Source organism: Ferrovum sp. PN-J185, from assembly GCF_001581925.1.
GTDB lineage: Bacteria > Pseudomonadota > Gammaproteobacteria > Burkholderiales > Ferrovaceae > PN-J185.
In genome coordinates this window covers 29,173-42,042 of sequence record NZ_LQZA01000003.1, presented here as the reverse complement: position 1 = coordinate 42,042, position 12,870 = coordinate 29,173, and the positions used below count along the sequence as shown (strand labels likewise).

The following is a 12,870-nucleotide window of genomic DNA, read 5'->3' as shown; positions in this document are numbered from 1 at the left end:
AAGCAATGATTTTAGCTGCAGGAAGAGGAGAGAGAATGAGACCTCTTACTGATATTCTTCCAAAGCCATTACAAAAAGTAGGTGATTTAACTTTAATTGAAAGACATGTTACTGCCTTAGCAAAAGCTGGTATTAAACATATAGTGATTAATTTGGCTTGGCTTGGGCATTTAATTGAACAGCATCTAGGCGATGGTGCTAGATTTAATCTCAACATCGATTATTCTTACGAGCAAACGGCGCTAGGGACATTGGGTGGAGTTGTTAATGCACTAACGTTATTTAAAGAAGAACAGTTTTTAGTAATCAGCGCAGACATTGTTACAGACTTTGATTTTCACTCTCTCTTAAGTCATTCTATTGACAGTCATGATTTGGCACATCTTGTTTTAATTGAGGAAAGTCACTTTAAAGGTGACTTTTCTTTGCAATCTCATCGAGTCACTATGCCAGAAGCTCAGTCTTTTACTTATGGCAATATTGGTCTCTATCAACGTCGAGGTTTAATGCATTTTCAACCTGGACAGATATTGGACTTAGGCCAATACTTAAGACAATTAGTTGGTTTAAACCAAGTAAGTGGACAACTTTTTTCAGGATTGTGGTCAAATGTTGGTACGATTGAGGAATTAGACAGAATAAATCAATTATTGGATAGATAAATGACAGCTTCAGTAAGGCAGCATTTTAGTTTGAGAAGGCAACAATTAGCAGCAAAGCTTGATGATGGGATATTAATTTTAGCCACTGCGCAACAACAGACTAGAAATGCCGACACACATTACAATTATCGCTGGGATAGTAATTTCCACTATTTAACCGGTTTTAAAGAACCCAACGCCATTTTATTGATGAAGATTCAAGATGGTCGTGCTACAACCACCTTATTTTGCCAACCCAAGGACTTAGAAAGAGAGATTTGGGATGGAATTCGATTGGGCCCAGAAGCCGCAGTGAGTGAATTGGGGGTTGATGAGGCGTTTTCGATTAATGAGTTTTCCTCAAGATTACCGCAATATTTAGTTAATCAATCAACAATATATAGTCTTTGGGGTGAGAAAACCCCAACAGAAGAACTTATTTTTAATGCTGTTAATCATGTAAAGTCAATGATACGACAAGGAGTGAACGCTCCTTATCGATTTATGGACGTGCGTTCAGTGATTCATGAAATGCGTCTTATAAAAGATGAAGTTGAAATTGCTATCATGCGACAGGCTGCAAGAATTGCTTCAACTGCGCACAATAGAGCGATGAGGTCAGCTATGAACGCGCAATACGAGTATGAGGTTGAAGCTGAACTTTTATATGAATTTAAAAAATATGGTTCAGATGCGCCTGCTTATCCTTCAATCGTGGCAGCTGGAGAGAATGCTACCATTCTGCATTATGTAGAGAATAATGCAACGGTAAAATCAGGTCAGCTCATGCTTATTGATGCTGGTTGCGAATGGCAAGGCTATGCGTCTGATATTACTCGAACGTTTCCAGTAAATGGGAAATTTACTGATACTCAAAAACTGCTTTACGATATTGTTTTACGTGCTCAACTGGCAGCAATTGAATCGATAAAACCAGGAATTCAATTTAATGACTACCATTTAATTGCCGTTCGTTCACTGGTGGAAGGCCTTGTTGATTTGAAATTGTGTCAAGGAAGTATTGATGGGATTATTGAGTCAGGAGATTACCGACGTTTTTATATGCATAGAACTGGGCATTGGTTAGGTCGTGATGTTCATGATGTTGGCGAATACATGATTAATGGGCAATCTCGCTATCTTGAACCAGGAATGGTGATGACAGTTGAACCAGGGTTATATATCCGTCCTGATTCCAGCGTACCTGAACAATTTCATGGCATTGGAATCAGAATAGAAGACGATATATTGGTAACTCATAATGGCGTTGATGTATTGACTAAAGATGCATATAAAACAGTGGTGGATATCGAATCATGGATGAATCAGTAAATTCTCAGCATGTCGATATTGCAGTTATCGGTGCTGGTCCCGTGGGCTCAGCAGTCGCTTTGGGTTTATCTGGTCTAGGCTTAAAGGTTGTATTGTTAGAAGCAAGAGACAATTTGCATGCAGACGAAAAAAGAACCCTTGCTCTTTCACATGGAAGTCGTGAGATTCTTGAAAAAATTCAAGCATGGCCAAGCCACTCTCCAACTTATATAAAAAAAATTCACGTTACAGATAAAGGCCATTTTGGTCAAACACTACTAACCGCGCAGGAAATGGATTTACCTGCCTTAGGTTATGTTCTTAAATATAATGTATTAGTAGACTCAATTTTGAGCGCATTAAACAAGACATCAGTTAAAGTGGAAACTGGATCACCTGTTATGCAGGTTAAAGTCACAGAGAGTCATGCCGAGGTTGTAATTGGTGGCACGCATCCACGCTCAATAACAGCTTCTCTCGCGATCCTGGCTGATGGAGGTAAACAATTAACAGCGTCACTGTTTTCTATTACTCATGATAGTGTTTATAAGCAAGTCGCCTTGGTTGCGCAGGTTACTTGTAGTAAACCCCATGACGGGCTTGCTTATGAACGGTTCACCTCAGAGGGACCTGTTGCTCTGTTGCCATTCGAGGATCACTACGCATTAGTTTGGACAGGAACACAAGAAAAAATTACACACTTATTATCATTAAGTGATAGTTTGTTTTTAACTGAATTACAACAACATTTTGGTTATCGTGCAGGTCAATTTTTGTCAGTTGGAACAAGAAACAGTTACCCCCTCACTTTGAAGGTTGTTGGCAACTTAACTCAACCACATTTAATATGTATTGGAAACGCAGCACAAACCATGCATCCAGTTGCGGGGCAAGGGTTTAATTTGGGCTTGCGTGATGCGCAAACGCTTTTTGATTTGGTAAAAGAGTTCTCAGTAAGTGGTTTAGGCGGGCAAGCATTTAACGAACAATATCAACGACGCAGACGTTTAGATCGCATGTTTGGTATTGGATTAACCCATCTACTGGTAACTGGATTTTCCAACAATTATCCCATTATTAATAGATTACGTAATCAGGTTTTATTTGGTATGAACCTTTTCCCTCCGCTGAGACGTATGTTGACTAATACAATGCTCTATGGTGTACAAGGTATATTAAAATGAAAACTGAACAAACGCTTCAGTTTGATGCTGTAGTAATAGGTTCAGGTATTACTGGGTTGGCTATGGCGTTATCTTTGGCAGAGTGTGGGAATAAGGTGGCCATAGTAGATCAAGCACTATCTCCCCCCTCCTTAGATGAAAGCCATGAATATGATGCTAGGATCTATGCCCTGAATGAAAATAGTGTCACTCTTCTAAAAAAAATAGATGCATGGAAGTATTGTGATCTAAAGAGAATCCAACCTATCACTGCTATGAAAGTGTTTGGTGATAAAACGGGACAACTGGATTTTAATGCACAAGACAAAAGTATAGAGAATGACTCACTTGGTGTGATTATCGAAAGTAAACAACTTATTCAGGCACTATATAAAAAAACAAATCATCATCCATATGTTAAACATTTATTTGGATTGAGCATTACAAGTACTGATTTAGTTGAGCGGTTAAGGGTGGTGACTCTCAGTAATGGAATGCAGCTTTACTGTCAATTATTGGTTGCCTCAGATGGTTTGTTTTCACCTACCCGATCAATGATGGGTATTGAAGAAACAATTACTGAATATGAACATTCTGCCCTGGTAGCGAATTATCAAAGTGATCAAGACCATGATGGTATAGCAAAACAATGGTTCTTATCTAATGGAGACATTGTCGCCCTTCTGCCTTTGCCCAATAAGGTAATTTCTCTGGTGTGGTCTACCCAACATGATAACGCCCACTATCTTAGTGGTATTGATCCAGATAAACGGATAAGAGAAATTCATAATAGAGTGGGGTATGGCATTGGTCATATTAAAGAGATAACAAAGCCTCATGTCTTTCCACTGCGATTAATTAGAGTTAATCCGGTTTTCTTAGATAGATTTGTTTTATGTGGTGATGCAGCTCATGGTGTTCACCCTATGGCAGGACAAGGTCTTAATTTGGGGCTTGCTGATGTGAGTGCTTTTATAGAGTTATTGAGTAGTAAAACCACACCAATTGATATTGGTGAGTACTCATTGTTATCTTCTTATGCAAGACGGAGAGTGGAATCAGTTGCATTGATGCAAGGATTAACCCATTCTTTATATGTTGGTTTTCGTATCAATACGCCATGGATTTCATGGGTACGAAATACAGGTATGAATATCATTAATGGTTTACCGGGATTAAAGAAAATATTACTTAAACAGGCGGGACATGCATGAAGCACAATTTCAAGTGGTTGGTTGTATTGTTTATTCTCATAACCCAATCTACAGTGTATGCTGGAGAGGATAATTTAGATTGGCTTAAAAATAAAATTGTCAATAAAGTGCCTAAATTAAAAGGTCATATTGAACATATAGAGTCATCGGGTATTTGGGATTTATATGAAGTTGATACTGATGATCATCAAATCATTTACACAGACAAGAATGTGACTTATCTATTTGCAGGTGAAATTTATCAAGCAGCCAATTTAGAAAATTTAACACAAAAAAAATTGGATAAAATCAATGCAGTTTCTTGGGCTGAGTTACCTTTGTCGTTAGCGATAAAGCGAGTTAAAGGTAATGGGAAACGCGAATTGGTGATTTTCTCAGATCCTGATTGTCCTTACTGTAGACGTTTGGAGTCTGAACTGACAAATATTAATGATGTAACGATTTACACTTTTGTGTATCCCATTGCCTCTCTCCATCCTAATGCCCCACAACGTTCAGCGGAAATTTGGTGTGCCAAAGATAGAGCTAAAGCATGGGACCAATATTTGTTGAAAAAAATACAAATAAATAAAAACACGCAATGTGACTTATCAGACTTAGAAAAAACACAGTCATTAGCGGAAAAATTGAATATTACCGGAACGCCAACATTGATTTTTAAAAATGGCCAAAAAGTTCCAGGTGTTATTTCAACTAATGATTTAGAAAAGTTATTAGGGCCGCATTAGTTTTAAAATTGCCGGTATAGAGCGTCATTTTTTTTAAGGCGCTCTTTCGCTTGACGAAATTCAGGATAAATTTTTTCAACTAATTGCCAAAACTGTGGTCCATGATTAAACTCAAACAAATGAGCCATTTCATGGGCAACTACGTAGCGAATCTCTTCTCTAGAGGCTTTCATTAAACGCCAGTTGAATCGTAGTTCCCCTTTTGTATTGCAGCTTCCCCAGCGACTTTGTGCGTTACTAACAAAAAAAGCGGGTATGGTTGAAAGATTGAGTAATTTACTAAAGTTCTCAATCTCTTCTGCAAGGATGTTTTTTATTTCTCTCCGATAGAGATTAATAATAGTATTTTGAATATTATTGTCTGTCGGTTCAATTTGAATAAAATGATCACTGTCTTCAAATAAATTCAGTTGTTCATTTAACGCAAACTGAATGATTTTAGTTGAGCCAAGCCAAGGTACTGTGGCACCCTCTTTCCATTCCTGTTGGCTGGGTTTTGGTTTGTTTTTCCAGGATAAGTATTTGTCTAATACCCATTTTTGTTGTTGCCGTAAGGCATCTTCAACCTGATTAATATTAACCCAATGAGGGATAGCTACTGATAAGCCCTCTTGATTCATAATTAGACCTATGGTTTTTCGATTTTTTCTTCTTACTACCTTGTAGGGAATGAGTTTTTCGTTGATTTTTATGGTGTATTCTCTACCCTTTTTTTTAATAAGTGGCTGAGTGGTTTTTTTTGAGACAGAGTGTGCAGGCTGCCCTGTGATTTGCTCCATGTTATCTTCAATCCATTCTTCTACTTCTTTGTTTACCTCAGCAGAGGTTTTGTTGAGAGTATCAATGGGTTTACCAAACCGTACTTCGATAGTACCTGGTTGCTTAAGTAATCCTTTAGGCCAATAGGTACCAGCATTATGTGCAACAGGTATAACAGGAACCTGTGCTTTGGTTGCAAGTTGAGCGCCACTTTGTGCATAGCGTCCTCTATACCCTGGTTTTACACGAGTACCTTCAGGAAAGATAACCACATACAGTCCTTGTTTTAATCTAGCAATACCTTGTGCAATGACTTGCTCTAGGGAAGCTTTTTTCTGAGAACGATCAATGGCAATAGGTTCAAGTAAATTAAGACCCCAACCAAAAAAAGGAATTTTTAACAACTCGTGCTTAAGTACAATTGAATGAGGAGGCAATACAACTGGTAAGAATAAGGTTTCCCATTCAGATTGATGTTTAGAGAGAATAACGCAGGGAGTAGAGGGGATATTTTCTAATCCTGTAACTGTAAACTTAACTCCTCGAAACCAGACGCCGCAATATAGCATTGTCTTACACCAATATTTTGCCAATAATTTTGGTAGAGTACGACGGTTGATTAGTGTCGATAAAATCATTAATAAAGCAAAGATGGGAGTAATAATGCTTTGAATAATGAGATAAATAATTGAGCCAATAACTCTCATGAAATTAAACTGGTGTAATAAGATGTTCAACTGCACTTAGTAGATCTAGTTCTACTATTGTTTCTTTAGGTAGATTACCTTGCTTAAATGTTTTTTCACCTTTACCTGTTAGTACTAAAATGGGTTGAGCTTGCATTTTACTTGCAGCTTCAAGGTCTCTTAGGGAATCGCCAATTGCTGGAACATGTTTAAGAGATACATTAAATACTTTAGCGATTTCTTCAAATAAGCCAGTTTTAGGTTTTCGGCAACTACAATTGGCTTCATTAGAATGGGGACAAAAGAATATCCCATCTATTCTTCCACCCACCTGAGAGAGTGACTGAATCATTTTGTTATGAATCGCGTTAAGAGTACTCATATCAAATAACCCACGTGCCACTCCAGATTGATTGGTGGCAACAACCACTTGATAACCAGCTTGATTTAATCTGGCAATAGCTTCAAGACTACCTGGAATAGGGTTCCACTCGTCAGGACTTTTGATATACCGATCACTGTCATAGTTAATGACGCCGTCACGATCAAGAATAATTAATTTTGTACTAGGCATCTAATGATCCTATATCTGCTACTTGTTGCATTAATTGATAAATAGCGAGCAACAGAGATATGCGCTGTGACCTGATTGTTAAATCCTCCGATATAATCATTATTTCATCAAAAAAATGATTAATAGGTTCGGCTAATGGAATAAGTTGTGTTAATGCCATATTAAAATCGTTTCTACTCATGGCCAATTCAACATGAGTAGAAACAGTTTTCAAACAATTTATCAGATTGGTTTCAGCAGATTCAGTGAGCTGATCAAAGTCACCATTATGATCATTATTAACATCATTTTTCTTAAGAATGTTTTTAATGCGTTTGTTGGCTGCAGCAAGTTTTTTACTTTCAGATAATTGACTGAATTCTCTGATTGCTAATAGTCTTTTAGGAAGTAGATCTAACCGTGACTCAGCAAAAGGTAATATAGATTCAATTTCTTCAAAACTAAAATATTGATCTTTGAGATAACCTTTTAGTCGTTCAATAATAAATTGAGCCAATTTTGTTTTTATCTCACTGTTAATTTGATGAGATGTAAATGTTGACGCGCAGTCTTCTATGAGTTCGTTTAGAGCAATAGGTATGCTACCTTCAATACATAAACGGATAACGCCTAGACTCGCCCGTCTCAAACCATAAGGATCTTTGTCACCAGTAGGTATTTGACCACATGCGAACAAACCGACTAATGACTCGAGTTTTTCAGCAATGGCTACAATAATTCCTTCCTGACTTCTTGGTAATGTGTCATTAGCAAAACGTGGATGGTAATGATCTTCAATGACTTCAGCGATAAGCTCAGAATAACCATCATTGAGAGCGTAATACTTACCCATAATACCTTGTAACTCAGGAAACTCTCCCACCATTTCACTGGTCAGATCTGCCTTAGAGAGTTCAGCGGCTTGTTCACAGGTTAAGATATCAGCATTTATTTTTTTAGCAATAATGCGGGCTAAGTCTTTTATACGGTAGACTCGCTCATAAACACTGCCTAAGCTTTTAACATAAATAACTTGTTTAAGCGTCTCAAGTCGTTTTATAAGTGGTGTTTTAAGATCGGTTTGATAGAAAAACTGTGCATCTGACAAACGCGCACGTAAAACACGTTCATTGCCGTCAATAATGAAGTGAGGATCTGAAGTGTTGAGATTGCTTACCAAAAGAAACTGGGGCTGTAATTGTCCTTGATTGTCTTTAAGCGGGAAGTACTTTTGATGTTGTTGCATTGATAAAATCAAACATTCAGATGGTACGTTTAAAAAGTCTTTATCAAATTGTCCTTTTAAAACCTGTGGCCACTCAACAAGAGAGGTAACTTCATTAAGTAAGTTATCATCTCCAACGACTTCTAACCCATTGGCATGTTGCTTTAATGAATCGTGAATCAGTTTTTTTCTATCATCAAAACGAGCAATCACACAACCTTCTTCTTTTAGTTGTTCAGCGTAATGATCAGAACCACTGAGAGTAATAGGTTGGCTACTTAAAAAGCGATGGCCTAAAGTTATGTTACCGGATTGAATCCCTAGTAAATTAATGTCAATGATTTTCTTGCCATGAAGAACAACCAATCCATGAACTGGTCGGACAAAACTAAAACTACTGTCCCCCCAACGCATAATTTTAGCTACAGGTAGCTGAGAAAACGCCTTGTGTAATAGGTCAGGTAATAATTCTTCTAATGTCTTACCACTTTGCTCAAAAGTATACCCATAAATATCTTGCCCCTTATTGTCTTTCATTATGACCAGTTGGTCTTGGGTGATAGAGGAAGAGCGCATAAAACCTTGTAGCGCAGGAGAGGGGCTGCCATCAGCTAAATGAGCTTGTTTTACATTAGGTCCTTTTTTCTCTATACGTTGTTGAGGTTGCTGAGGTCTAACTTGATCTACTGTGACAGCAAGTCGCCTTGGCGTGCCGTAAGATATAAACCTAGATTGTTCGGTGATTAATTGTGCCTCAAGAAGTCCTGAATAAATACATTGTGCAAAAGTGTCCGATAATTGTTTTAGACGCTTTGGTGGTAATTCTTCGGTTAATAATTCAATTAACAAATTATCAGACATGGTTTTCTTCCTTTTTTAACATAGGAAAACCAAGCGCTTCACGTGAATCATAATAGGCTTGAGCTACTTGTTTAGCTAAGTGTCTAATTCGTCCAATATAGCTTGCTCTTTCAGTCACAGAAATGGCTCCACGCGCATCTAATAAATTAAAAGTATGAGAACACTTTAAAGTCATTTCATAGGCAGGAAGAGGTAACTGAGTATTAATTAAGCGTGATGCTTCTGCTTCAAAACCATTAAATTGCTCTAAAAGCCATTCGCGGTTACTGTGTTCAAAATTATAACGAGATTGTTCCACTTCATTTTGATGATACACATCACCATAGGTGATACCTGGAGTCCATACTAGGTCATAAATATTGTCACAACCTTGAAGAGCCATGGCTAATCGTTCAAGACCATAGGTGATTTCGCCTAATACAGGTTTGCAAATTAATCCACCCACTTCTTGAAAGTAAGTGAATTGAGTGGCTTCCATGCCATTTAACCAAACTTCCCACCCCAAACCCCAGGCACCCAACGTGGGATTTTCCCAATCGTCTTCAACAAAACGTACGTCATTTTTTTGCAGATCAATGCCTAGAGCTCGTAAAGAGTCCAAATATAGCTCTTGAATGTTATCTGGTGAGGGTTTTAAAACGACTTGAAATTGATAATAGTGCTGAAGTCGATTGGGATTATCGCCATAACGACCATCCTTAGGGCGTCGAGATGGTTGAACATAAGCAGCGCGCCAGGGTTCAGGCCCTAATGCTCTTAAAAAAGTTGCGGTATGTGAGGTACCGGCACCAACTTCCATATCAAACGGCTGTAAAAGTGCGCACCCTTGCTTACCCCAAAAACGTTGTAATTCGAGAATAATATCTTGGAAACTGTGCATAATGTAAAAACTCCTAATCTGCACATGTTACCAGATCAATTGACGCTTATCGACGGTTAAACAAGTTGATAAGGATTAAAAACAGAAAGGTAATAAATAAACACAACGACCACTGTGCAATGGATAGATTAAGGAAACGCCATGTGACCACAGCACAGTCTCCAGAACCTTGTAAAACAATAGAAAAAGCTTTAAAAAAAGGATGGGTTGCCAATATATAACTTAGTCCAGGTCCGCAGGCAGGAACAAGATCGGGAGGTAAATGCTGAAGCCAAACTTGTCTTCCTGCGATAATCAGACCACCTAAAGCACAGATGATCTCAAAAAATGAATAAATATAGACGCCCCAGCTTTTTGGATTGTGGATCCAATCTAAGAGAATCCAAACAGCTAAAGCAATATAAGCAATTCGCTGAAAAATGCACAAAGGGCAGGGATCTTCACCTTTAACATACTGAAGATAAAGGGCGAAAGCGAGTATAGCAATGATTCCGATTAGAGATAAACCGTTTAATAAGCGTCTACTCATTACCTCACCCTACGTCTATATTTTGTTAGTATCAAAATAATAATACATAAAGAGACTATTGCGCTATTACCAAAGATATCAAAAGGAGTATTACCTTGATAGCCATGTATTTCTCCGTTTAGAACAAAGATTTCTTCACGAGGAGCACGATTAATAATATGGCCGGTAGCGTCAATAATTGCTGTAACTCCGGTGTTGGTAGCTCTTAACATAGGGCGCCCTGTTTCAAGAGAGCGAGTTTGAGCCATTTGTAAATGTTGTTCAGGACCGATTGACTTACCAAACCAAGCATCATTTGTTAAATTTGCTAATATCGTTGCTTGAGGAAGACTTTTGACAATTTGATCTCCAAAAACATCTTCATAGCATATATCCACAGCGACTTGTTGTCCTGCCACTCTCATGGGTGGCTGAGGGAGAGAGCCTGATTGTTGGTCATCAAGTGGGATTTTAAGTACAGAATTAATTAAAGGTTTAAGTATAGGTGAGAGCGGAATAAATTCGCCAAAGGGTACTAAATGTACTTTATGGTAGATTTGGGAGGGGGAATGTCCGAAACTAAATACACTGTTGTAGTATTGATGTGGTTCAGGTTCTGCAAAAATCCCAACCAAAATATCACTGTTTTGAGTACGCCCCAAATTAGTTAAATCATCGGTCACATACTCTGGTAACTCTTGACGGAAAACAGGAAAGGCGCTTTCAGGGAGAATAATTAACTGGCTGTGGCTATTGTTAACCATAGTCAAATACCTCTCTAAAGCCAATTGAATCATATTGTCATCAAACTTTTTGTCTTGAGGAAAATTTCCTTGTAATAGACTTACTGAAACCGTATCGCCTATTGGATGAGTCCAATTAATTCTTTTCAAGAAAAAACTAACGCTAGACAAACAAATTAATAGCAATAAGTAAAGTGCTGTGGTACGAAAATTTTTTTGTGATTTTGTCAGCAATAGTAGTAAACCAGCTACAGCAACAATTAAAAAGCTTGTACCAAATACACCGAATACTGGAGTCCATGAGCTTAATATTCCATTCGGTGTTTGAGAATAACCTAATGATAGCCAAGGAAAACCCGTAAGAAAAAAGCTTTTAATCCATTCGGATAAGGTCCATAAAGAAGGGGTAATGAGTAGCCAACGTATATGAGGTGAATGGTGGAACTTGAAAATAAAGTAGCCAACTAAAGCGGGAAAACAGGATAACAGTGCACCAAACAATAAAATACTGATAATAGATAATAACAAAGGCATACCACCAAAATCATGGAGGCTAATATTTATCCAACTAATGCCACTGACAAAAAATCCCATGCCCCATAAAAAACCAATTTCTACAGCGCCTTTCGCATTACCTGCTCTTTGCCACAGTAGAAAGAGTACGGTTAATGATAAGATGGGTGCAGGCCAAAAGTTATATGGCGCAAATCCAGATACAGCGAGTGCGCCAGAGAGCGTTGCAAGAAGCTCAATGATTGCTGGTATTTTCTTCAGCATGATCTATTTTATTAACTAAAATGGAATGAATTCTTCTACTGTCAGCACGCAGTATTTGTACTGATAAATTTTCAAAAATTAGCCTTTCACCTCTTTTAGGTAGATGGCCAAAATGACTTATAAGTAAACCACCCACTGTATCAAAATCATCAGATTGAAAGTGAGTACCTAATATTTGATTGAAATCTTCTAATTTGGTTTGTGCTTTAACTCTGTATTTTCCCATCCTGTCTGGAACAATATTATCTTCCGTTTCATCAAAGTCATACTCATCTTCAATATCACCAACAATTTGCTCAAGTACATCCTCAATGGTTACTAATCCTGATACGCCACCAAACTCATCAACGACAATGGCAATATGATTACGTTTGACTCTAAATTCTCTTAGTAAGACATTGAGTCTTTTTGATTCTGGAATAAATACAGCAGGTCTTAAAATATCTCTAACATTAATTTCTTCACCAGCGTATAGCCGTAATAAATCTTTAGCAAGTAAGATACCAATAACATCGTCTTTATTCTCTCCGACCACAGGGAAGCGAGAGTGAGCAGTTTCAATAACAAAGGGGATAAATTCTTCGGGTTTCTGGTCAACATCGATGATATCCATCTGTGCTCTTGGAATCATTACGTCCCTTACTTGCATATCAGAGACGCCAAGTACGCCTTCAATCATACTCAGTGCGTCTGTATCAAGAAGATGTTTTTCTAATGCATGCTTTAAAATTTCGATAAGCTCTTCTCTTGTTTCTGGTTCGTGATGCAACCATTGGCTGAGTCGCTCTATTAATGAAATCTTATGTGTTTCGTCGGTCATA

12 protein-coding genes are annotated in these 12,870 nt (G+C 37.9%); 5 read left to right on the top strand and 7 right to left on the bottom strand.

Features of this window, described 5'->3' with window-relative positions:
• Positions 1-5 precede the first annotated feature (5 nt).
• From FV185_RS06265 to FV185_RS06245, 5 genes are read left to right on the top strand one after another with little or no spacing between them, the layout of a single operon-like run.
• On the top strand, positions 6-662 hold the full coding sequence (locus FV185_RS06265; RefSeq protein ID WP_067495946.1) for a nucleotidyltransferase family protein: 657 nt from the start codon (positions 6-8) through the stop codon (positions 660-662).
• On the top strand, positions 663-1,973 hold the full coding sequence (gene pepP / locus FV185_RS06260) for a Xaa-Pro aminopeptidase (RefSeq protein ID WP_067495188.1): 1,311 nt from the start codon (positions 663-665) through the stop codon (positions 1,971-1,973).
• Positions 1,958-3,136 carry an FAD-dependent oxidoreductase gene (locus tag FV185_RS06255; RefSeq protein WP_067495185.1) on the top strand — a complete coding sequence of 393 codons (1,179 nt, stop codon included), beginning with the start codon at positions 1,958-1,960 and terminating at the stop codon, positions 3,134-3,136. The genes pepP and FV185_RS06255 overlap by 16 nt, the downstream gene beginning before the upstream one ends.
• Positions 3,133-4,329 carry an FAD-dependent monooxygenase gene (locus tag FV185_RS06250; RefSeq protein ID WP_067495182.1) on the top strand — a complete coding sequence of 399 codons (1,197 nt, stop codon included), beginning with the start codon at positions 3,133-3,135 and terminating at the stop codon, positions 4,327-4,329. Before FV185_RS06255 ends, FV185_RS06250 begins: the two co-directional genes overlap by 4 nt.
• Positions 4,326-5,057 (top strand): DsbC family protein, encoded by a 732-nt coding sequence (locus FV185_RS06245; RefSeq protein ID WP_067495179.1) that lies wholly within the window; start codon positions 4,326-4,328, stop codon positions 5,055-5,057. Before FV185_RS06250 ends, FV185_RS06245 begins: the two co-directional genes overlap by 4 nt.
• Before the next feature lie 2 nt (positions 5,058-5,059).
• On the opposite strand, the gene FV185_RS09695 is transcribed toward FV185_RS06245, so the two are convergent.
• From FV185_RS09695 to FV185_RS06210, 7 genes are read right to left on the bottom strand one after another with little or no spacing between them, the layout of a single operon-like run.
• On the bottom strand, positions 5,060-6,523 hold the full coding sequence (locus FV185_RS09695) for a SprT-like domain-containing protein (protein WP_197457803.1): 1,464 nt from the start codon (positions 6,521-6,523) through the stop codon (positions 5,060-5,062).
• A 4-nt stretch (positions 6,524-6,527) separates the two neighbouring features.
• On the bottom strand, positions 6,528-7,076 hold the full coding sequence (gene gmhB, locus FV185_RS06235) for a D-glycero-beta-D-manno-heptose 1,7-bisphosphate 7-phosphatase (RefSeq protein WP_067495176.1): 549 nt from the start codon (positions 7,074-7,076) through the stop codon (positions 6,528-6,530).
• Positions 7,069-9,141: a glycine--tRNA ligase subunit beta gene (gene glyS, locus FV185_RS06230; protein ID WP_067495173.1), complete on the bottom strand. Its 2,073-nt coding sequence runs from the start codon at positions 9,139-9,141 to the stop codon at positions 7,069-7,071. Before glyS ends, gmhB begins: the two co-directional genes overlap by 8 nt.
• Positions 9,134-10,021 carry a glycine--tRNA ligase subunit alpha gene (gene glyQ, locus FV185_RS06225; RefSeq protein ID WP_067495170.1) on the bottom strand — a complete coding sequence of 296 codons (888 nt, stop codon included), beginning with the start codon at positions 10,019-10,021 and terminating at the stop codon, positions 9,134-9,136. Before glyQ ends, glyS begins: the two co-directional genes overlap by 8 nt.
• 46 nt (positions 10,022-10,067) lie before the next feature.
• Positions 10,068-10,550 carry a disulfide bond formation protein B gene (locus FV185_RS06220; RefSeq protein ID WP_067495167.1) on the bottom strand — a complete coding sequence of 161 codons (483 nt, stop codon included), beginning with the start codon at positions 10,548-10,550 and terminating at the stop codon, positions 10,068-10,070.
• Complete coding sequence (gene lnt / locus FV185_RS06215) at positions 10,550-12,049, bottom strand: apolipoprotein N-acyltransferase (protein ID WP_067495163.1); 1,500 nt, start codon at positions 12,047-12,049, stop codon at positions 10,550-10,552. The genes FV185_RS06220 and lnt overlap by 1 nt, the downstream gene beginning before the upstream one ends.
• Positions 12,021-12,869, bottom strand: coding sequence for an HlyC/CorC family transporter (locus tag FV185_RS06210; RefSeq protein ID WP_067495160.1), 849 nt, complete (start codon positions 12,867-12,869; stop codon positions 12,021-12,023). The genes lnt and FV185_RS06210 overlap by 29 nt, the downstream gene beginning before the upstream one ends.
• Position 12,870: the final 1 nt, after the last annotated feature.

Bases quoted from the DNA above. Each gene is read 5' to 3' on its own strand.
- FV185_RS06265 (WP_067495946.1), top strand. From the start codon at position 6: ATGATTTTAGCTGCAGGAAGAGGAGAGAGAATGAGACCTCTTACTGAT.
- pepP (WP_067495188.1), top strand. From the start codon at position 663: ATGACAGCTTCAGTAAGGCAGCATTTTAGTTTGAGAAGGCAACAATTA.
- FV185_RS06255 (WP_067495185.1), top strand. From the start codon at position 1,958: ATGGATGAATCAGTAAATTCTCAGCATGTCGATATTGCAGTTATCGGT.
- FV185_RS06250 (WP_067495182.1), top strand. From the start codon at position 3,133: ATGAAAACTGAACAAACGCTTCAGTTTGATGCTGTAGTAATAGGTTCA.
- FV185_RS06245 (WP_067495179.1), top strand. From the start codon at position 4,326: ATGAAGCACAATTTCAAGTGGTTGGTTGTATTGTTTATTCTCATAACC.
- FV185_RS09695 (WP_197457803.1), bottom strand. From the start codon at position 6,523: ATGAGAGTTATTGGCTCAATTATTTATCTCATTATTCAAAGCATTATT.
- gmhB (WP_067495176.1), bottom strand. From the start codon at position 7,076: ATGCCTAGTACAAAATTAATTATTCTTGATCGTGACGGCGTCATTAAC.
- glyS (WP_067495173.1), bottom strand. From the start codon at position 9,141: ATGTCTGATAATTTGTTAATTGAATTATTAACCGAAGAATTACCACCA.
- glyQ (WP_067495170.1), bottom strand. From the start codon at position 10,021: ATGCACAGTTTCCAAGATATTATTCTCGAATTACAACGTTTTTGGGGT.
- FV185_RS06220 (WP_067495167.1), bottom strand. From the start codon at position 10,550: ATGAGTAGACGCTTATTAAACGGTTTATCTCTAATCGGAATCATTGCT.
- lnt (WP_067495163.1), bottom strand. From the start codon at position 12,049: ATGCTGAAGAAAATACCAGCAATCATTGAGCTTCTTGCAACGCTCTCT.
- FV185_RS06210 (WP_067495160.1), bottom strand. From the start codon at position 12,869: ATGACCGACGAAACACATAAGATTTCATTAATAGAGCGACTCAGCCAA.